The sequence below is a fragment of the Pseudomonas sp. GW822-FHT03F04 genome, assembly GCF_058801405.1.
On record NZ_JBXANF010000001.1, the window covers coordinates 318,385 to 338,752 of the forward strand.

The 20,368-nt window shown below is 60.5% G+C and carries 20 protein-coding genes; 3 read left to right on the top strand and 17 right to left on the bottom strand.

The window, feature by feature from the left end:
• Window position 1 precedes the first annotated feature (1 nt).
• A complete protein-coding gene (locus AC1RMX_RS01470) occupies window positions 2-967 on the bottom strand; it encodes a GlxA family transcriptional regulator (protein WP_493070178.1) in 966 nt (321 codons plus the stop codon).
• Window positions 968-1,157: 190 nt separating this feature from the next.
• Between AC1RMX_RS01470 and AC1RMX_RS01475 the strand changes: the two genes are divergently transcribed.
• The gene (locus AC1RMX_RS01475; RefSeq protein ID WP_493070180.1) at window positions 1,158-1,799 is read left to right on the top strand and encodes an HD domain-containing protein; all 642 of its coding nucleotides are present in this window, start codon (window positions 1,158-1,160) and stop codon (window positions 1,797-1,799) included.
• Window positions 1,800-1,859: 60 nt separating this feature from the next.
• Here the strand turns inward: AC1RMX_RS01475 and AC1RMX_RS01480 are convergent, their stop codons facing one another.
• The 8 genes from AC1RMX_RS01480 to AC1RMX_RS01515 all read right to left on the bottom strand — a co-directional run bounded on the left by AC1RMX_RS01480 (window position 1,860) and on the right by AC1RMX_RS01515 (window position 10,675).
• Window positions 1,860-2,750, bottom strand: coding sequence for an ABC transporter permease subunit (locus AC1RMX_RS01480; protein ID WP_085709000.1), 891 nt, complete (start codon window positions 2,748-2,750; stop codon window positions 1,860-1,862).
• On the bottom strand, window positions 2,747-3,628 hold the full coding sequence (locus AC1RMX_RS01485) for an ABC transporter permease subunit (protein WP_244142489.1): 882 nt from the start codon (window positions 3,626-3,628) through the stop codon (window positions 2,747-2,749). The genes AC1RMX_RS01480 and AC1RMX_RS01485 overlap by 4 nt, the downstream gene beginning before the upstream one ends.
• A gap of 35 nt (window positions 3,629-3,663) precedes the next feature.
• Entirely contained in the window at window positions 3,664-4,806 is a 1,143-nt protein-coding gene (locus AC1RMX_RS01490) for an ABC transporter ATP-binding protein (RefSeq protein WP_096817462.1), read from the bottom strand.
• Between the two features lie 73 nt (window positions 4,807-4,879).
• On the bottom strand, window positions 4,880-5,977 hold the full coding sequence (locus AC1RMX_RS01495; RefSeq protein WP_096817460.1) for a polyamine ABC transporter substrate-binding protein: 1,098 nt from the start codon (window positions 5,975-5,977) through the stop codon (window positions 4,880-4,882).
• 187 nt (window positions 5,978-6,164) lie between these two features.
• Window positions 6,165-7,274: a polyamine ABC transporter substrate-binding protein gene (locus AC1RMX_RS01500; protein ID WP_096817458.1), complete on the bottom strand. Its 1,110-nt coding sequence runs from the start codon at window positions 7,272-7,274 to the stop codon at window positions 6,165-6,167.
• Window positions 7,275-7,445: 171 nt separating this feature from the next.
• Window positions 7,446-8,810 (bottom strand): aspartate aminotransferase family protein, encoded by a 1,365-nt coding sequence (locus AC1RMX_RS01505; protein WP_011336447.1) that lies wholly within the window; start codon window positions 8,808-8,810, stop codon window positions 7,446-7,448.
• A 56-nt stretch (window positions 8,811-8,866) separates the two neighbouring features.
• Entirely contained in the window at window positions 8,867-10,225 is a 1,359-nt protein-coding gene (locus tag AC1RMX_RS01510) for a glutamine synthetase family protein (RefSeq protein WP_096817456.1), read from the bottom strand.
• Between the two features lie 93 nt (window positions 10,226-10,318).
• On the bottom strand, window positions 10,319-10,675 hold the full coding sequence (locus AC1RMX_RS01515) for a gamma-glutamyl-gamma-aminobutyrate hydrolase family protein (RefSeq protein ID WP_141401752.1): 357 nt from the start codon (window positions 10,673-10,675) through the stop codon (window positions 10,319-10,321).
• 278 nt (window positions 10,676-10,953) lie between these two features.
• Here AC1RMX_RS01515 and AC1RMX_RS01520 point away from each other — a divergent pair, with 278 nt between their 5' ends.
• A complete protein-coding gene (locus tag AC1RMX_RS01520; protein WP_096817455.1) occupies window positions 10,954-12,330 on the top strand; it encodes a glutamine synthetase family protein in 1,377 nt (458 codons plus the stop codon).
• A 117-nt stretch (window positions 12,331-12,447) separates the two neighbouring features.
• Entirely contained in the window at window positions 12,448-13,080 is a 633-nt protein-coding gene (locus tag AC1RMX_RS01525; RefSeq protein WP_102619652.1) for a TetR/AcrR family transcriptional regulator, read from the top strand.
• A gap of 68 nt (window positions 13,081-13,148) precedes the next feature.
• Here the strand turns inward: AC1RMX_RS01525 and AC1RMX_RS01530 are convergent, their stop codons facing one another.
• The 8 genes from AC1RMX_RS01530 to AC1RMX_RS01565 all read right to left on the bottom strand — a co-directional run bounded on the left by AC1RMX_RS01530 (window position 13,149) and on the right by AC1RMX_RS01565 (window position 20,349).
• Complete coding sequence (locus tag AC1RMX_RS01530) at window positions 13,149-13,364, bottom strand: TOBE domain-containing protein (protein ID WP_007953520.1); 216 nt, start codon at window positions 13,362-13,364, stop codon at window positions 13,149-13,151.
• 27 nt (window positions 13,365-13,391) lie between these two features.
• A complete protein-coding gene (gene ssuB, locus AC1RMX_RS01535; RefSeq protein WP_096817453.1) occupies window positions 13,392-14,198 on the bottom strand; it encodes an aliphatic sulfonates ABC transporter ATP-binding protein in 807 nt (268 codons plus the stop codon).
• On the bottom strand, window positions 14,195-14,977 hold the full coding sequence (gene ssuC, locus AC1RMX_RS01540) for an aliphatic sulfonate ABC transporter permease SsuC (protein WP_011336451.1): 783 nt from the start codon (window positions 14,975-14,977) through the stop codon (window positions 14,195-14,197). Before ssuC ends, ssuB begins: the two co-directional genes overlap by 4 nt.
• A 9-nt stretch (window positions 14,978-14,986) precedes the next feature.
• Window positions 14,987-16,135, bottom strand: a complete 1,149-nt coding sequence (gene ssuD, locus AC1RMX_RS01545) for an FMNH2-dependent alkanesulfonate monooxygenase (RefSeq protein ID WP_011336452.1) — start codon at window positions 16,133-16,135, stop codon at window positions 14,987-14,989.
• Between the two features lie 25 nt (window positions 16,136-16,160).
• Complete coding sequence (locus AC1RMX_RS01550) at window positions 16,161-17,141, bottom strand: sulfonate ABC transporter substrate-binding protein (RefSeq protein WP_096817451.1); 981 nt, start codon at window positions 17,139-17,141, stop codon at window positions 16,161-16,163.
• An 89-nt stretch (window positions 17,142-17,230) separates the two neighbouring features.
• Entirely contained in the window at window positions 17,231-17,824 is a 594-nt protein-coding gene (gene ssuE / locus AC1RMX_RS01555; protein ID WP_085731495.1) for an NADPH-dependent FMN reductase, read from the bottom strand.
• A gap of 249 nt (window positions 17,825-18,073) precedes the next feature.
• Complete coding sequence (locus AC1RMX_RS01560) at window positions 18,074-18,712, bottom strand: peroxiredoxin (protein ID WP_102619650.1); 639 nt, start codon at window positions 18,710-18,712, stop codon at window positions 18,074-18,076.
• Between the two features lie 293 nt (window positions 18,713-19,005).
• Window positions 19,006-20,349, bottom strand: a complete 1,344-nt coding sequence (locus AC1RMX_RS01565) for an OprD family porin (protein ID WP_493070184.1) — start codon at window positions 20,347-20,349, stop codon at window positions 19,006-19,008.
• Window positions 20,350-20,368 lie beyond the last annotated feature (19 nt).

Below are 20,368 nucleotides of genomic sequence, written 5' to 3' on the forward strand. Positions count from 1 at the left end.
TTCAAACCATCGCCGCAAAGTTCAGCCGAAACTGCTGCGGCGTCACCCCCAGCCGGCGGTTGAACACGCTGCGCATGTGTTGCGCATCGCGAAACCCGCATTGATACGCCACCGTTTTCAGCGGCGCCGTGGTGCTTTCGAGCATCACCCGCGCCGCATCCACCCGCGCTCGCTCGACGAATTCCGCCGGGGTGACTTTCGCTTCGCGAGCAAACACCCGGGAGAAATTCCGCGCACTCATGTTGGCGGCATTCGCCAGGTCGGCGATGGTCAGGTCGCCGGTGAGATTGGCCAGCACGTACAGTTGCACCATCGCCACCGCCGACGTCGGTTCGGCATGAGGCGTGAGAAACGGGCTGAACTGCGACTGCCCGCCCGAGCGCTGGGTAAACACCACCAGCCGCTTGGCCACGCTCAGCGCCACCTCGGCACCGTAGTCACGCGCCAGCAGGTACAGCGACAGATCGATCCCCGCCGTCACCCCCGCCGAGGTGTAGAGCTGACCATCCTCGACGTACAGCCGATCGGCCTCGACCCGGCTCGACGGGCACAACTGCGCCAGCGCCTCGGCGTCGTTCCAATGAGTGGTGACCGTACGCCCTTCCAGCAACCCGGCACGGGCAAGCATGAACGCACCGTTGCAGATCGAACCGAACCGCCGCGCCCGCCCGCAGGCCTCACGCAACCAGGCATCGAACGTGCTGCCGAAATCCAGGAACGGCAACTGCGGCCCACCGGCCACCAGCAGCAAATCGCAGGCTTCCTGCACGTCGCTGAAATGCCGGTGAGCACTCAGGGTCAGCCCGTTGGAACACGCCATCGGTCCGCGCTCGACGCCGATCACTTCGAGCCGGTAATGATCCTCCGGCGCCAGGAAGCGATTGGCCTCGGCGAACACGTCCATGGGCCCGCTGACGTCCAGCGCCTGCACGCCGGGGAACACCACGATGGCAATGGTTTTGTTCATGGCGATATCGGCTCCCGGGGAATGGCGGATCAGCGCCAACCCTAGCCAATCCGCGCCGCAGAAGCGAGCTGGCACGATTTGCAGGTGGAATGGCAAGGATCGCAGCCATGGATCGATTGTCCGGTTTTGCCCCCGGGAACAGACTTTCCCCATCAGCGCCGTGACGGCGTTTTCGACGAGGAAGCTCAACATGACCACGACCATCGCCGGTATCCAGATCCCCGATAGCGCCCTCGCCCGGGCCACCACCGAATACATCCGCGACATCGAATCCGACCTGCTCTACCACCACTCGCGCCGGGTGTTTCTGTTCGGTGCGTTGAGCGGTGAACGCCGGCAACTGGCCTACGATCCGGAGTTGCTGTACGTCGGCGCGATGTTCCACGATCTGGGCCTGGTCGAAGGTCACCGCAGCGACGACGAGCGCTTCGAAGTCGATGGCGCCAACGCGGCAGCGGGGTTTCTCAAGCCTTATGGGCTGAGCGACGACGACATCGAACAGGTCTGGCTGTCGATCGCCCTGCACACTACGCCGGGCGTACCGAAGCATCTGCGTCCGACCGTGGCGCTGGTGACGGCAGGCGTTGAAATGGATGTGCTGGGCATGGATTACGCCGCGTTCACCACCGTGCAGCGCGAGGCAGTGGTGCATGCGCATCCACGGGGCGAGGGTTTCAAGGAGTGCATCATCTGCGCGTTCGCCGATGGCTTGCGTCATCGCCCGCAGACGACGTTCGGCAATGTAAAGACTGATGTGCTGAAGGATCAGGCGCCGGGGTTCAAGCCGATGAACTTTGTCGAAGTCATCCGCCAATCGCCCTGGGTGTCCTGACCGGGCATAAAAAAACCTCGCGGCCGGTAACGGTCGCGAGGTTTTTTTGTGTCGGAAGACTTAAGCCGCTTCCGGCGTCTGCGCCCGGCGCACGTCCGGTTGTTTCCACGAATCGGCAGCGCCTTCTTCGATGGCTTGCTGGATCGCCTTGCGGCGCGACTCTTCGGCACGGCGGCTGAAGAACCAGACCATGAAGGTCACCAGCGACACCGCCAACAGAATCAGGCTGGCCACGGCGTTGATCTCAGGCTTCACGCCCAGACGCACCGCCGAGAACACTTCCATCGGCAGGGTCGTCGAACCCGGGCCGGAGACGAAGCTCGCCAGTACCAGGTCGTCCAGCGACAGGGCGAACGACATCATGCCGCCCGCCGCCAGCGACGGCGCGATCATCGGGATGGTGATCAGGAAGAACACCTTCCACGGCCGCGCACCCAGGTCCATCGCCGCTTCTTCGATGGACAGGTCCAGCTCACGCAGACGCGCCGACACCACCACCGCCACATACGCCGCACAGAACGTGGTGTGAGCGATCCAGATGGTGACGATGCCACGCTCCTGTGGCCAGCCGATCATCTGCGCCATGGCCACGAACAGCAGCAACAGCGACAGACCGGTAATCACCTCAGGCATTACCAGCGGCGCAGTGACCAGGCCGCCGAACAGCGTACGGCCCTTGAAGCGCGTGATACGGGTCAGGACGAACGCCGCCAGCGTACCCAGCGCCACTGCCGCGACGGCGGTGTAGCAGGCGATTTCCAGCGAGCGCACCACCGAGCCCATCAGTTGGGTGTTGTCGAGCAGGCCGACGTACCACTTGATCGACCAGCCGCCCCACACCGTCACCAGTTTCGAGGCGTTGAACGAGTAGATCACCAGGATCAGCATCGGCAGATAGATGAACAACAGGCCGAGCACCAGCATCAGGCTGGAGAAACGGAAGCGCTTCATTCTTTACCCTCCATTTCCTTGGCCTGACTGCGGTTGAACAGGATGATCGGCACGATCAGGATCGCCAGCATCACCACCGCCAGGGCGGACGCCACCGGCCAGTCACGGTTGTTGAAGAACTCTTGCCAGAGCACTTTACCGATCATCAGGGTTTCCGGACCGCCGAGCAGTTCCGGGATCACGAACTCGCCCACCACCGGGATGAACACCAGCATGCAGCCGGCAATGATCCCGTTCTTGGACAGCGGAATAGTGATTTTCCAGAAGCTGTTGAACGTGCTCGAACCCAGATCGGACGCCGCTTCCAGCAAGCTGTTGTCGTGCTTCACCAGGTTGGCGTACAGCGGCAGGATCATGAACGGCAGGTACGAGTAGACGACGCCGATGTACACCGCGAGGTTGGTGTTGAGGATCTGCAGCGGCTCGTCGATGAAGCCCATGCTCATCAGGAAACCGTTGAGCAGGCCGTTGTTGCTGAGGATGCCCATCCACGCATAGACGCGGATCAGGATCGCGGTCCAGGTCGGCATCATGATCAGCAGCACCAGCACCGTCTGCACTTCCTTGCGGGCACTGGCGATGGCATAGGCCATCGGGTAGCCGATCAGCAGGCACAACAGCGTGCTGAAGAACGCCATCTTCAGCGAACCGAGGTACGCCGAGATGTAGAGTTCGTCGTCGCCGAGCATCGCGTAGTTGCCCAGGTTCAGCAGCACTTGCAGCTTCTGGTCAACGAAGCTGTAGATCTCGGTGTACGGCGGGATGGCCACGTCTGCTTCGGCAAAGCTGATCTTCAGAACGATGAAGAACGGCAGCATGAAGAACAGGAACAGCCAGATGAACGGCACCCCGATGACCAGTTGGCGGCCACCGGGAATTATTCGATTGAGCCGGCGTTTGAATTTGCGCATGTTCATGAGCGAAGTACCACGCCGCTGTCATCTTCCCAGTACACGTACACCTGATCACCCCAGGTCGGACGTGCGCCACGACGCTCGGCGTTGGCCACGAACGACTGCACCAGTTTGCCGCTCGGCAATTCGACGTAGAACACCGAGTGGCCGCCGAGGTAGGCGATGTCGTGCACCTTGCCGCTGGACCAGTTGTATTCGCAGGTCGGCATTTCGGCGGTGACCAGCAGTTTTTCCGGACGGATCGCGTAGGTCACGGACTTGTCCTGCACCGAGGTGCTGATGCCGTGGCCGACGTAGATCTGCCGGTCGAGGTCCTTGCAGGTGATGGTCGCGTGGCCTTCGGCGTCGTCGATCACTTCACCTTCGAAGATGTTCACGTTGCCGATGAATTCGCAGACCAGGCGGCTGGTCGGGGTTTCGTAGATGTCGATCGGGCTGCCGATCTGGGCGATCCAGCCCAGGTGCATGATCGCGATGCGCTCGGCCATGGTCATGGCCTCTTCCTGGTCGTGGGTCACCATCACGCAGGTCACACCCACGCGCTCGATGATTTCCACCAGTTCCAGCTGCATCTGCGAACGCAGTTTCTTGTCCAGTGCGCCCATCGGTTCGTCGAGCAGCAACAGCTTCGGCCGCTTGGCCAGCGAACGCGCCAGCGCCACACGCTGACGCTGGCCGCCGGACAACTGGTGCGGCTTGCGCTTGGCGTACTGGCTCATCTGCACCAGCTTGAGCATCTCGGCCACGCGGGCGTCGATCTCGGCCTTGGGAATTTTGTCCTGTTGCAGGCCGAACGCGATGTTCTGCGCCACGGTCATATGCGGGAACAGGGCGTACGACTGGAACATCATGTTGATCGGTCGCTCGTACGGCGGCATGTCGGTGATGTCGACGCCGTCGAGGAAAATGCGCCCCTCCGTGGGCCGTTCGAACCCTGCCAGCATCCGCAGCAGAGTGGATTTGCCCGATCCCGAACCGCCGAGCAGGGCGAAGATCTCGCCCTTCTTGATTTCCAGGGACACATCGTCCACGGCAACCGTCTCGTCGAACTTCTTCGTGACCCGGTCGATTTTAACCAGCACCTGCTTAGGTGTCTGGTCGCCCTCGAGGGCTTTCTTATAGGCGCCGGAGGCAACTGCCATTTACGAAACTCCCAGAAAAAAAGAGTGCAGTTCGCCCACGCAAGACGAACCCAGGATAGTTTGTACGTTGAAGCTATTTACCCGACTTGACCTTGGTCCAGCTGCGGGTCATCAAACGCTGAATATTCGGCGGCAACTCGATCGACACGTAAGTCTTGTCGAGAACGGCCTGCGGTGGATAAACCGCTTCGTCGGTGCGAATGGACTGCTCCATCAGCTTGTCCGAACCCGGGTTGGGGTTGGCGTAACCGACGTAATCACTGACCTGGGCGATCACCTCAGGTTTCAGCAAATAGTTGATGAAAGCGTGGGCCTCTTTGACGTTGGACGAGTCCTTCGGGATCGCCAGCATGTCGAACCAGAGCGCGCCGCCCTCTTTCGGGATGGCGTAGGCGATGTTCACGCCTTTCTTGGCTTCTTCGGCGCGGTGCTTGGCCTGGAAGATGTCGCCGGAGAAACCGATGGCCACGCAGATGTCGCCGTTGGCCAGATCGCCGATGTATTTCGAGGAGTGGAAGTAGGTCACGTAGGGACGCACCGCCAGCAACTTGGCCGTGGCTTTCTCGTAGTCCTTGGGATCGGTGCTGTTGGCGTTCAGGCCCATGTAGTTGAGCACGGTCGGCATCATTTCATCGGCCGAATCGAGGAACGCCACGCCGCAGCTGTGCAGTTTCTTGATGTTCTCAGGCTCGAACAGCACGCTCCAGGAGTCGATCTTGTCGACGCCGAGCACGGCTTTCACTTTATCGACGTTGTAGCCGATGCCGTTGGTGCCCCACAGGTACGGCACGGCGTACAGGTTGCCCGGATCGTTCTGTTCCAGACGCTTGAGCAGCACCGGGTCGAGGTTGGAATAGTTCGGCAGCTGCGCCTTGTCGAGCTTCTGGAACGCGCCCGCCTTGATCTGCTTGCCAAGGAAGTGGTTCGACGGCACGACCACGTCGTAACCGGTACGCCCGGCAAGCAGTTTGCCTTCCAGGGTCTCGTTGGAGTCGAACACGTCGTAGACCGGCTTGATCCCGGTTTCTTTCTGGAAATCGGCCAGGGTGGTCTCGCCGATGTAATCCGACCAGTTATAAATATGCACAGTACCGGCGGCTTGGGCACCGACAGCGAACGTCAGGCCGGCAGCGGCCAGCAGGGCATTGCGCAAAGAAGAAAAAATAGGCAAGTGGAGGTCCTCTAATTTAGTTGGGCCCAAGTTGCCCCGCGCTGCATGACAGTCACGGTTGCCCGGCAACAAAACCGGCGCGCAACTTACCCTCGAAAAACCGTTCCAGCAAAACTTTCTGTCATTTAATTGCACCGCTGGCCGTCCTTGCGAACGCGACGGCCAGCGGTTGCTGCGTCAAACCGGCTTATTTACCGGATTTGATCTTGGTCCAGCTGCGAGTCATTTCACGCTGGGTCGCCGCCGGCAGATCGGCGATGGCATACAGCTTGGCCTGCACGTCGGCTGGCGGGTAGATGCCTGGATCGCTGGTGATGTCTTTTTCCACCAGTGCCGTTGCAGCGGCGTTACCGTTCGGGAAACGTACGGCGTTGGTGATGCCGGCCATGACTTCAGGCTTCTGCAGGAAGGTCATGAACTTGTAGGCGCCTTCAACGTTTTCGGCATCCTTCGGAATGGCGACCATGTCGAAGAAGCTGCCAGCGCCTTCTTTCGGAATTGCATAGCTGACTTTCACCTTGTCACCGGCCTCGGCGGCACGGGACTTGGCCTGCTGCACGTCACCCGAGTAGCCGACCGCTACGCAGATGTTGCCGTTGGCCAGGTCCGAGATGTACTTGGACGAGTGGAAGTAGGTGATAGAAGGACGAATCTTGAGGAACAGGTCCTCGGCTTTCTTGATGTCTTCTTTCTTCTGGGAGTCGGTTGGCAGGCCCAGGTAGTGCAGCGCGACCGGGAGCATTTCGGTCGGCGAATCGAGGAAGCTCACGCCGCAGCCCTTGAGCTTGGCGATGTTTTCCGGCTTCAGCAGTACGTCCCAGGAATCGATCTTGTCGACGCCCAGCGCAGCCTTGACCTTCTCCGGGTTGTAGCCGATGCCGATCGAACCCCACATGTACGGGAAGGCGTGCTTGTTGCCCGGGTCGCTGACCGACACGGCCTTGAGCAGGTCCTGGTTCAGGTTCTTCCAGTTAGGCAGCTTGGACTGATCCAGCTCCTGGTAGACACCGGCCTTGATCTGCTTGGCCAGGAAGTTGTTCGACGGCACGACCACGTCGTAGCCGGACTTGCCCGCCAGCAGCTTGGCTTCCAGGGTTTCGTTGGAGTCGAACACGTCGTAGACGACCTTGATCCCCGACTCTTTCTCGAAGTTCGCGATGGTGTCCGGAGCAATGTAGTCGGACCAGTTGTAGACGTGCAGCACTTTGTCGTCCGCGTGAACCGCGCCCGCCATCATGCCCGCGACGGACAGGGCCAGAAGAGTCTTGCCAGCAAGCTTTTTACCTAATGCCTTCATGCGTCATGCTCCAAATTTTTCTTTTTTGAACCACTTTGTTCAGCGGCCGAACCCGGACAACTGGAACCGCGGCTAGTCTGGCAAGATACGAGGCGGTCTTTCAAGAAAAGACCAGCCTTTCTGACAGCTCCGAGCGACAGCGCAACAGCTCCATCGCTCAGAGCCTAGCACTTAGCCCTGCAATGCACTGAGGGTCAGGTCCAGGCACTTGCGCGCCTTGGTCACCAGCTCATCGATTTCCGCCTTGCTGATCACCAGCGGCGGCGCGATGATCATGGTGTCGCCCACGGCGCGCATGATCAGCCCGTTGTCGAAGCAGAACTGGCGGCAGATCATGCCCACACCCTTGCCTTCGTAACGCTTGCGAGTGGCCTTGTCCTGCACCAGCTCGATGGCCCCCAGCAGACCGACTCCGCGCACTTCTCCCACCAACGGGTGATCGTTCAGCTCGCGCAGACGTTTCTGCAAATACGGTGCCGTTTCTTCATGGGCGCGTTCGATGATTTTCTCTTCGCGCAGAATCCGGATGTTTTCCAGACCCACCGCCGCTGCCACCGGGTGACCGGAGTAGGTGAAGCCGTGGTTGAAATCGCCACCCTCGTTGAGCACCGCCACCACTTCGTCGCGCACGATCAGGCCACCCATCGGGATGTAGCCGGACGTCAGGCCTTTGGCGATGGTCATCATGTGTGGCTTGAGATCGTAGAAATCGCTGCCGAACCATTGGCCGGTACGGCCGAAACCGCAGATCACTTCGTCCGCCACGAACAGGATGTCGTACTTGGCGAGGATTTCCTTGATGCGCGGCCAGTAGGTGTCAGGCGGAATGATCACGCCGCCGGCACCCTGGATCGGCTCGGCAATGAAGGCACCGACGTTGTCGACGCCGACTTCCAGAATCTTCTCTTCCAGCTGATTGGCTGCCCAGATCCCGAATTCTTCCGGGGTCATGTCGCCGCCTTCGGCGAACCAGTACGGCTGAGCGATATGGACGATGCCCGGAATCGGCAAGTCGCCCTGCTCGTGCATATACGTCATGCCGCCCAGGCTCGCGCCGGCCACGGTGGAGCCGTGGTAGCCGTTCTTGCGGCTGATGATGACTTTCTTGTTCGGCTGGCCCTTGATCGCCCAGTAGTGGCGAACCATGCGCAGCATGGTGTCGTTGCCTTCGGAACCGGAACCGGTGAAGAACACATGGTTCATGCCTTCCGGCGCCACGTCGGCGATGGCCTTGGCCAGTTCCAGTGCCGGTGGGTGCGCGGTCTGGAAGAACAGGTTGTAGTAAGGCAGTTCGCGCATTTGCTTGGCGGCCGCATCGGCCAGTTCATCGCGCCCATAACCGATCGCCACACACCACAGACCCGCCATGCCATCGAGGATCTTGTTGCCCTCGCTGTCCCACAGGTACACGCCCTTGGCGTTGGTGATGATCCGTGGACCCTTTTCTTTCAGCTGTTTGAAGTCGCTGAACGGGGCCAGGTGGTGATCGCTGCTGAGGGCTTGCCACTCACGGGTTTGCGGGTTGTTGCTGGTCATGCCAATTCTCCTTGTTATCGGTGAAGGCGCGGCGGCTGGCCACCGCGCCCGGCGTATCAGACGGCGAAGAGCAGGTACTCACGCTCCCAGGAACTGATCACGCGCTTGAAGTTTTCATGCTCGGCCCGCTTGACCGCGACGTAGCCGGTGATGAAGGTCTTGCCCAGGTATTTCTCGATGGTTGCGCTGTTTTCCATACGCTCCAGCGCGTCTTCGATGGTCAGTGGCAGGCGCAGGTTGCGGCGCTCGTAACCACGGCCCACGACCGGCGCGCTCGGGTTGAGGCCCTCGACCATGCCGATGTAGCCGCAGAGCAGGCTCGCGGCAATCGCCAGGTACGGGTTGGCGTCGGCGCCCGGCAGGCGGTTTTCCACCCGACGGTTCTGCGGGCCGGCATCCGGTACGCGCAGGCCCACGGTGCGGTTTTCTTCGCCCCACTCCACGTTTACTGGCGCGGAGGTATCCGGCAGGAAGCGGCGGAACGAGTTGACGTTCGGTGCGAACAGCGGCAGCAATTCCGGGATCAGTTTCTGCAGGCCACCGATGTGGTGCAGGAACAACTGGCTCATGGTCCCGTCTTCGTTGGAGAACACGTTCTTGCCGGTCTCGATGTCGATGATGCTCTGGTGCAGGTGCATCGCACTGCCCGGCTCACCGGTCATCGGCTTGGCCATGAAGGTGGCGGCCACGTTGTGCTTGAGGGCGGCCTCACGCATGGTGCGTTTGAACACCAGGATCTGGTCGGCGAGGGACAAGGCATCGCCGTGACGGAAGTTGATTTCCATCTGCGCGGTGCCGTCCTCGTGGATCAGCGTGTCGAGGTCCAGCTCCTGCAATTCGCACCAGTCGTAGACGTCTTCGAACAGCGGATCGAATTCGTTCGCCGCTTCGATGGAGAACGACTGACGACCGATTTCCGGACGCCCGGAACGGCCGACTGGCGGCTGCAACGGATAGTCGGGGTCGTCGCTGCGCTTGGTCAGGTAGAACTCCATTTCCGGCGCCACGATCGGCTGCCAGCCCTTGTCGGCATAGAGTTTCAGGACTTTCTTGAGGACGTTGCGCGGCGACAGCTCGATCGGGTTGCCTTGCTTGTCGTAGGTGTCGTGGATCACCTGGGCGGTCGGCTCGATGGCCCATGGCACCAGGTACACGGCGTTCTGGTCGGGGCGGCAGATCATGTCGATGTCGGCCGGGTCGAGCAGTTCGTAATAGATGTCGTCTTCGACGTAGTCGCCGGTCACGGTCTGCAACAGAACGCTCTCTGGCAGGCGCATGCCTTTTTCGGCGATGAACTTGTTGGTCGGCGAGATCTTGCCCCGGGTGATACCGGTCAAGTCGCCGATCATGCATTCGACTTCTGTGATCTTGTGGTCTTTCAACCAATCGGTGAGCTGGTCGAGGTTGTTACTCATAAATGCCTCTGGGCTGAGTCTCCTGACGCGTGTCAGGCAAGTTTGACGCACGGGGCGTCGCGTTAAGGGGGCTTGCTTGCGCGCAGTACCGGCTTACGCCTGGCACCGCGCATAGACAATGAAGGAGGAGCTTACCTGCCCTTTACGCTGGCGTTGCATTTCCTGTGCACATTCCGGGCGTGCAGAATCACGGGCACGGCGACGGGCGCGGTGCAGGCCGGAAGAAGGAAAGAGATCTATATTGAAAGGAGAACCGCTAAAGAGGATGCCCCCGCATGCGTCCAGAATATCGGACGCTGTCGCCTGATCTGCCGTGGACAGAGACACCGCTGGCAGGCTGCGAGCCTTGCTGGCTGCGCTGCGGACGGACGTGTCGCCACTGATGTGATAAGCATGCAGACCGGACTGCAAGGAGCAGTCGGTGACGCCGATTAACGGCAGGCGAGACATGAAGCACCCCGGTATTATTGCTGTTATGGGTTTGACCCGAGCTTAGCCTTGTTCATTTTTTTACACAACACCCCCGTAAAAAATACAACACGGCCTGCTCAAGCCTGCGGGTGGCGTGTCCTCCATGGATAAAAAAATGCCCCAAAGTGCCCCATAAATGCCCTCATGGCGCTTTTTCAGGGCAAAAAAGGCCTCGCTTGACTTCGGCAGGCCGTTCGGGTTGACTGAAACCAGAAAAGATCAATGATTGATATTTTTAACAACAAAGGTGTTGCATCATGTCGGTACCCCCGCGTGCCGTTCAGCTTAACGAAGCGAACGCGTTCCTTAAGGAACATCCTGAGGTTCTGTACGTTGACCTTCTGATTGCGGATATGAATGGTGTGGTGCGCGGCAAGCGCATCGAACGCACCAGCCTCCACAAGGTTTACGAGAAAGGCATCAACCTGCCGGCCTCTCTATTTGCTCTGGATATCAATGGTTCGACGGTGGAAAGCACCGGCCTGGGCCTGGACATCGGCGACGCCGACCGTATCTGCTATCCAATCCCCGACACCCTGTGCAACGAGCCATGGCAGAAGCGCCCTACCGCGCAACTGTTGATGACCATGCACGAACTCGAAGGTGACCCTTTCTTCGCCGATCCGCGCGAAGTACTCCGTCAAGTTGTTGCAAAGTTTGACGAGCTGGGCTTGACCATCTGCGCCGCATTCGAACTCGAGTTCTACCTGATCGACCAGGAAAACGTGAACGGCCGCCCTCAGCCGCCACGCTCGCCGATCTCCGGCAAACGCCCGCATTCGACCCAGGTTTACCTGATCGACGACCTCGACGAATACGTCGACTGCCTCCAGGACATTCTGGAAGGTGCGAAAGAGCAAGGCATCCCGGCCGACGCCATCGTCAAGGAAAGTGCCCCGGCGCAGTTCGAAGTGAACCTGCACCACGTCGCCGACCCGATCAAGGCGTGCGATTACGCGGTCCTGCTCAAGCGTCTGATCAAGAACATCGCCTACGACCATGAAATGGACACCACCTTCATGGCCAAGCCGTACCCGGGTCAGGCCGGCAACGGTCTGCACGTCCACATTTCGATTCTGGATAAACAAGGCAAAAACATTTTTGCCAGCGAGGATCCCGAGCAGAACGCCGCACTGCGTCACGCGATCGGCGGTGTGCTCGAGACCCTGCCCGCGCAGATGGCTTTCCTCTGCCCGAACGTCAACTCCTACCGTCGTTTCGGCGCACAGTTCTACGTGCCGAACTCGCCGAGCTGGGGCCTGGACAACCGCACCGTGGCCCTGCGCGTACCGACCGGCTCCGCCGACGCGGTCCGTCTGGAACACCGCGTTGCCGGCGCCGACGCCAACCCGTACCTGCTGATGGCTTCGGTCCTGGCGGGCGTGCACCACGGTCTGGTCAACAAAATCGAACCGGGCGCTCCGGTCGAAGGCAACAGCTACGAGCAGAACGAGCAGAGCCTGCCGAACAACTTGCGCGATGCCCTGCGCGAGCTGGACGACAGCGAGGTGATGGCCAAGTACATCGATCCTAAGTACATCGATATCTTCGTCGCCTGTAAGGAAAGCGAGCTGGAGGAGTTCGAACACTCCATCTCCGACCTTGAGTACAACTGGTACCTGCATACCGTTTAAGCGGATTGCAGCAAAAGAAAACGCCGTTGGCTTCTCAGCCCGCGGCGTTTTTTATTGGCCCCTGTGGCACATGGCCAAGCTCTGCGTACAATGACCGATGCCCCGCAGGAGACTTTCATGACGCGTCCCGCCCCCGTCCGCAAACCCCGTGCCCGCAGCCAGGCGCGGATCGATTCGATACTCGACGCCGCGCGCACGCTGCTGGCCGCCGAGGGCGTGGCGAGCCTGTCGGTCTACAGCGTCGCCGAGCGCGCGCAGATCCCACCCTCCTCGGTCTACCATTTCTTCGCCAGCGTCCCGGCCTTGCTCGAGGGCCTGACGGCGGATGTCCACGCGGCTTTCCGCGCCTGCCTGCAAGCGCCGATCGATCACGACGCCCTGCGCGACTGGCGCGACCTGTCACGACTGGTCGAGCAACGGATGCTGGAGATCTACGACGAAGACGCCGCCGCCCGGCAACTGATCCTCGCGCAACACGGCCTCACCGAAGTCACCCAGGCCGACCGCCAGCACGATCTGGAACTGGGCGACCTGATGCACAAGCTGTTCGATCATCACTTCGAACTGCCGAAGCTGCCGGACGACGTCGACGTGTTCGCACTGGCGATGGAACTGGGCGACCGCGTCTACGCCCGCTCGGTGCAGCAGCACGGACAGATCACGCCGCGCATGGCCGAGGAAGGAATGCGCGTGTTCGATGCCTACATCGGGCTGTATCTGCCGCCCTATCTGCCCAAGCGGGTTCTCTAGCGCCGCACGACAGACACAAAAAACCCCGAAGGGCTCACACCCTTCGGGGTTGTTTTTTACTCACAGGCTTACAACTTGGCGATGGACACCTCGGTGGATTTCACGAAGGCGATCACTTCGCTGCCGACCTCCAGTTCCAGCTCCTTGACCGAACGGGTGGTGATCACCGACGTGACGATGCCGGAGGCGGTCTGCACGTCGATTTCCGACAGCACGTCGCCGAGAACGATCTCCTTGATCGCGCCTTTGAACTGGTTGCGTACGTTGATGGCTTTGATAGTCATGGCATTGATTCCTGTCGTTTGCTTGAGTTATTGAGCCCAACGCAGTTGCGTAGGCAAGGGTGAAACGGGTTCCGGCGCCGGCGGCTCGCCGGGCAGGGACAACACACGGTTGAGTACTTCGGTTTCCAGCGCTGCCAGTCGATGGGAGCCACGCACCCGAGGGCGCGGCAGCTCCACCTGCAGGTCGAGGCCGACTTCGCCGTCCTCGATCAGAATCACCCGGTCGGCAATCGCCACCGCTTCGCTGACATCGTGGGTCACCAGCAACACGGTGAAACCATGCTGTTGCCAGAGACGTTCGATCAGTTGCTGCATCTCGATCCGGGTCAGCGCGTCCAGTGCGCCCAACGGTTCGTCGAGCAACAGCAGGCGCGGTTGATGGATCAAGGCGCGCGCCAGTGCCACACGCTGCTTCTGCCCGCCGGACAAGGCCGCCGGCCATTCGTTGGCGCGATCGGCGAGGCCGACTGCATCCAGCGCTTCCAGGGCTTGCGGACGCCAGTTGCCTTTAAGGCCGAGACCGACGTTGTCGATGATCTTTTTCCATGGCAGCAACCGTGCTTCCTGGAACATCAATCGGGTGTCTTCCTGCGCGTCGCTCAGCGGTGCAGCGCCGGCCAGCAGGTCGCCGCCGGTGGGTTGATCGAGGCCAGCGAGCAAGCGCAACAACGTGCTTTTGCCGCATCCGCTGCGTCCGACCACGGCGACGAACTGTCCCGCCGGAATGTGCAGGTCGATGCCCCGCAACACCTGCCGCGAACCGAAGGTCTTTTGCAGATTGCGCACCGCCAGCGGAATGCCGCGCAGCAGGCGTGGAGGTTGTTGAGCGGTCATGCCGCACCTCCTTTCGCCACTTGATACGCCGGATGCCAGCGCAGCCACACACGCTCAAGTCCACGGGCCGCGAGGTCGGCCAGTTTGCCGAGCACCGCGTAAAGCAGAATCGCCAGCACCACCACGTCGGTCTGCAAAAACTCACGGGCATTCATCGCCAGGTAACCGATGCCCGAGCTGGCAGAGATGGTTTCCGCCACGATCAGCGTCAGCCACATGAAGCCCAGCGCAAAACGCACGCCGACCAGAATCGAAGGCAACGCCCCCGGCAGAATCACCTGCCAGAACAGGCTGAAACCGGACAAGCCATAACTGCGGGCCATTTCCACCAGCGCCGGATCGACGTTGCGGATGCCGTGATAGGTGTTGAGGTAGATCGGGAACAACGTGCCCAACGCCACCAGAAAAATCTTCGCCGACTCGTCGATGCCGAACCACAGGATCACCAACGGAATCAACGCCAGATGCGGCACGTTGCGGATCATCTGCACCGAGCTGTCGAGCAGGCGTTCGCCCCACTTCGACAGGCCGGTGATAAAGCCCAGCACCAGGCCGATGCTGCCACCGATGGTGAAGCCCAGCGCCGCGCGCCAGCCGCTGATTGCCAGGTGCGTCCAGATTTCACCGCTGCGCACCAGGCTCACACCGGCTTCGATCACCGCCACCGGCGCCGGCAGAATCCGCGTCGACAGCCAACCCGCCGACACCGACAACTGCCACACCGCCAGCAGCAACACCGGCAACGCCCAGGGCGCGAGGCTGTGGATAAATTTCTTCATGGCGGCGCCTCAGCTCTGGGACGCGGCTTTGGGAAGAATGTCGTTGGCCACCATTTCGCCGAACGGGCTGACGTAACCGGCGCTTTTCGGCAGTTCCGGACGCTCGACGTCGAGGTGCGGGAACAGCAGCTCGGCGACCCGATACGACTCCTCGAGGTGCGGGTAACCGGAGAAGATGAAGGTATCGATGCCCAGATCCGCGTATTCCTTCACGCGTGCAGCTACAGTCGGACCGTCGCCGACCAGCGCTGTACCGGCACCGCCGCGCACCAGGCCGACGCCGGCCCACAGGTTCGGGCTGACTTCGAGGTTGTCACGACTGCCACCGTGCAGCGCGGCCATGCGTTGCTGGCCGACCGAATCGAACCGCGCCAGTGACGCCTGGGCACGTTTGATGGTGTCGTCGTCCAGATGCGAAATCAGGCGATCCGCCGCTTGCCAGGCTTCGGCGTTGGTTTCCCGCACGATCACATGCAGACGGATGCCGAAGCGCACAGTGCGGCCGAGTTTGGCGGCCTTGGCCCGAACCTGTTCGATCTTCTCGGCAACGGCTGCTGGCGGCTCGCCCCAGGTCAAAACCATTTCCACTTGCTCGGCGGCCAGATCCTGCGCCGCTTCCGAAGAGCCACCGAAGTACAACGGCGGACGCGGTTGCTGGATAGGCGGATAAAGCAACTTGGCGCCCTTCACACTGATGTGCTCGCCGTCGTAATCCACGGTTTCGCCTTCCAGCACCCTGCGCCAGATCCGGGTGAACTCCACCGAGGCCTGATAGCGCGCTTCGTGATCGAGGAACAGCCCGTCGCCGGCCAACTCTTCCGGATCGCCACCGGTCACCAGGTTGAACAGCGCACGACCACCGGACAACCGATCCAGGGTCGCGGCCTGACGCGCCGCCACCGTCGGGGAAATGATCCCGGGGCGCAGGGCGACCAGAAACTTCAGGCGCTGGGTCACTGGAATCAACGATGCCGCCACCAACCATGAATCCTCGCAGGAGCGGCCGGTAGGAATCAGCACGCCGCCGAAGCCCAGTCGATCCGCCGCTTGCGCGACCTGTTGCAGATAGCCGTGGTCGACGGCGCGGGCGCCTTCGGCGGTGCCAAGGTAATGGCCGTCACCGTGGGTAGGCAGGAACCAGAAGATGTTGAGGCTCATGGAGTGGTCTCCTTGGGAATTCGATTTACTGGGCTTGGGTGGCCGAGCTTTGGGCCACAGCGGCCGGTGGTGTCCAGATCACATCCTTGATGCTCAACGGCTTGGGAATCAGCTTGAGCTGGTAGAAGGTGTCGGCGATTTTCTGTTGCGCGGCGACCACTTCCGGGGTCAGGAACAGCGCGCCGTAGCCCTGGCGCTTCACCGAGGTCAGGGTGATGTCTGCCGGCAGGCCGAGCAGCGGCGACACCTGTTGGGTCACGTCTTCAGGATTGGCCTTGGACCATTCGCCGACGGCGCGCACTTCTTCCACCAGGGTCTTGATCACCTCGGGATTTTTCTGTGCGTAGGGTTTGGTCGCCAGATAGAACTGGTGGTTGTCGACGATGCCTTTGCCGTCACGCAGGGTGTGCGCTTGCAGTTGCTTCTCGGCGGCGGCCTGGTACGGATCCCAGATGACCCAGGCGTCGACGCTGCCACGTTCGAACGCAGCGCGGGCATCGGCCGGCGGCAGGAATACAGTTTGAATGTCGGTGTACTTGAGGCCGGCGTCTTCCAGCGCACGCACCAACAGGTAGTGGACGTTGGAACCTTTGTTCAGGGCGACTTTCTTGCCCTTCAGATCCGCCACCGATTTGATCGGCGAATCTTTCGGCACGAGGATCGCTTCGCTGTTTGGCGCTGGCGGCTCGTAAGCCACGTAGAGCAGGTCGGCACCGGCCGCCTGGGCGAAGACTGGCGGGGTTTCGCCGGTGACGCCGAAGTCGATCGAGCCGACGTTCAGGCCTTCCAGCAGTTGCGGGCCGCCGGGGAATTCAGTCCATTGCACGTCGACGCCTTGGGCGGCGAGACGCTTTTCCAGCGTGCCTTTGGCTTTGAGCAGCACCAGCGTGCCGTATTTCTGATAACCGATACGAAGCGTCTCGGCTTGAGCTTGAGTGATGGCGCCGAAGGACACAGCCGCAGCAAACAGAGCGACCAGACCACGACGCAAAAATACAGTGCGCATAGCGCTCTCCTTTTTGCTGTTGGGTTTTGGCTGCACCTGCTTGCCCGTTGGCGGGCGAGTAAGGCCAGTACTTCAAGTTTCGATGTGGCTCAAATGCTCCAGCGAGCACTCAACAAACGTTCGTTCAACAGCCCCGGCTCCAGTGGCTTCGGCCGGCGGGCCATGGCGCTGACAAACTGGTCCAGCGCTTCATGTAGCCGCTGCTCCAGAGCTGGCGCCAACTGCGCCGCGGCACTGCCTTCGCCGTAGGCGATCTGGCTGTCCTCGGCAAAAATCCCTTGCAGCATTTCCTGGGCCTTCAACGCCGACAGCACTGGTTTGAGGGCGTAATCGACCACCAGCATGTGGGCGATACTGCCGCCCGTGGCCATCGGCAAGACAATCTTGTGGTTCAGGGCGCGCTCGGGCAGCAGATCCAGTACGGTCTTCAGTGCGCCGGAGAACGACGCCTTGTAGACAGGAGTCGCGATCAGCAGGCCATCGGCGTTTTCAATCTGTTGCAGCAGGTCGAGCACCTTCGGGCTGTCGAAGCGGGCGTGGAGCAGGTCTTCGGCCGGGAAGTCCCGCACCTGATAACTCACCACTTCCACCCCTTGCTGCTGCAACCAGCGTTGCGAGCGCTCCAGCAACACCCCGGAACGGGAGCGTTGACTGGGACTGCCACCGAGTGAGACGACCAGCATTCAGACAATTCCTTGAGCGTTACCGGCGATTCGCGGGTTGCGATCTCGCTTCAATGACACTGACCTTACCAGCTGATTCATATATCCATAAATCATATTTATTCATTTGGTTATTCTTTATGGAGATATGCGTTTCACGTTCTTCCGGGCAAAAAAACAGGCCGTGAAAACGGCCTGAAACCCTGCATCGTGGTTCGTACTGATCGCTTCCCACGCAGACGGTTCGACGTGGGAACGATCCGAGGAAGGTTATTTGTTCGGCTGTGGCGTGAGGCGCAGGTACGGCTTCACCGCGCGGTAGCCCTTCGGAAAGCGTTGCTTGATTTCGTCTTCATCCTTGAGCGACGGCACGATCACCACTTCATCACCGTCCTGCCAGTTGGCCGGGGTGGCCACCTTGTAGTTGTCGGTGAGTTGCAGCGAGTCGATCACCCGCAGGATCTCGTGGAAGTTGCGCCCGGTGCTCGCCGGGTAGGTGATGGTCAGGCGGATCTTCTTGTTCGGATCGATCACGAACAGCGAACGCACAGTCAGAGTATCGCTGGCGTTCGGGTGGATCAGGTCATAGAGATCGGACACCTTGCGATCGGCATCGGCCAGGATCGGGAAGTTGACAATGGTGTGCTGGGTTTCGTTGATGTCTTCGATCCACTTGTGGTGCGAATCCACCGGATCGACCGACAGGGCGATGGCCTTCACGCCGCGTTTGGTGAACTCATCCTTGAGCTTGGCGGTGAAGCCCAGCTCGGTGGTGCAGACCGGGGTGAAGTCCGCCGGGTGGGAGAACAGCACGCCCCAGCTATCGCCCAGCCACTCGTGGAAACGAATCTTGCCAGCGCTGGAATCCTGTTCGAAATCGGGGGCGATATCGCCGAGTCTGAGGCTCATGGTGCTGCTCCTGATGAGTTGTTGGAGACCTCAACTGTAGCTCGGGATTTGCCTATCTGAAAAAGAATAAATAACGAGATATTTATATCGTTTAAGAATATTAAACATCTGTTCACTGGACGCCTGCCGGCAACGCGCCGAACATCGGCCCCAAGGTTCGAGAAGGCCTTGAGTTGCTGCAAAGAGGGAAATGTCGGGAAAGGTCTACGGGGGTGGGCCTGACCCGAAAACGCAAAAGCCCCGTCCGGCGCGATGCCGGACGGGGCTTTTTTACGTCGGTTACTTGAGCGCTATTACAGCAGCGGGATCGAGTAGCTGACGATCAGGCGGTTTTCGTCCTGGGAACGAGTGTTCGCCAGGTCGGTACGCCACATGGCGTTCTTCCAGGCAACGCCGAGGTTCTTCAGCGGGCCTTCCGGAATCACGTAACCAACGGTCAGGTCACGTTCCCACTCGGTGCTGTCGCCCAGAGGGGTATTGATGTTGTTGCCACGCAGGTAGATCACGCCAGCCGTCAGGCCAGGTACGCCGACCTTGGCGAAGTCATAGGCGTAGCGAGCTTGCCAGGTACGTTCGCCGGCACGGGCAAACTTCTGGATCTGCATGTCGGTGATGGTGCTGTTGGACGAACCGTCACCCTGGTTCAGCCAAGGGAAGTCACTGTCACCCTTGGTGTACTGATAGCCGCCACCGAAGGTGTGACCTTCAATCGAGTACAGCGCCAGGTAGCTGTACAGATCGTTGTCGACCTTGCCCTTGACGGTTTTGCCGCCATAGAAGCCGCTGGTGTAGTAGGCAGGGGTGTCACCGTTGTTGCCGTTGTCACGGCTGCGGTAGTAACGCAGGTCGCTTTTCAGTACGCCTGGACCGATTGCCCAGTTGTGTACCAGACCCAGGAAGTTCTGCGAGTAGAACTCCTTCAGCTCGCCGTAGTAGTACGAGGCGGTCAGGTCTTTGGTGATTTTGTAGTCAGCACCCGCGTAGTAGAACTTGTTGCTGAACACGCCGGTGTCGTAGTTCGAACCGGCGTTCGCGCCAGCGATCGACATGTTCTCGTTGTTGCTCGAGTTACGACCTTTCACGGCTTCAACCTGACCGGCAGTCAGGGTCAGGTCCTTGATCTCGTTCGACGTGATCGCTTCGCCCTGGAAGGTTTGTGGCAACAGACGACCATCGTTGTACTTGATGACCGGGTTGTTCGGCAGCAAGGTACCGACCTTCAGCTCGGTCTGGGAGATCTTGACCTTGCCGGTCACACCCAGGCTGGCGAAATCGTGTACGGCTTTGTTGCCATCGCTTGGGAAAACGGTGCCGCCCGAAGCAGTGCCGGTGTAGTTACCGTGTTCTGCACGGCTGGAGTCCAGGCGCACGCCGTACAGGCCGATTGCGTCAACACCGAACTGAACGGTGCCCTGGGTGTAACCGGAGATGAAGCGCAGATCGAAGCCTTGGCCCCACTCGGCGTTCTTGTTGCGAGTGTTCGACGTTGCAGACGGCTGGCCATCGCGGTTGTCGGTGTTGATGTAGTAGTTACGCAGCCCCAATGTGGCCTTGCTGTCTTCGATGAAACCGGCGGCGCCTGCCTGCTGCGCCATAACCCCTACAGCCACGGCCAGGGCCAAGGTGGACTTGTTCATGTATCGCTCCTCTCGTTTC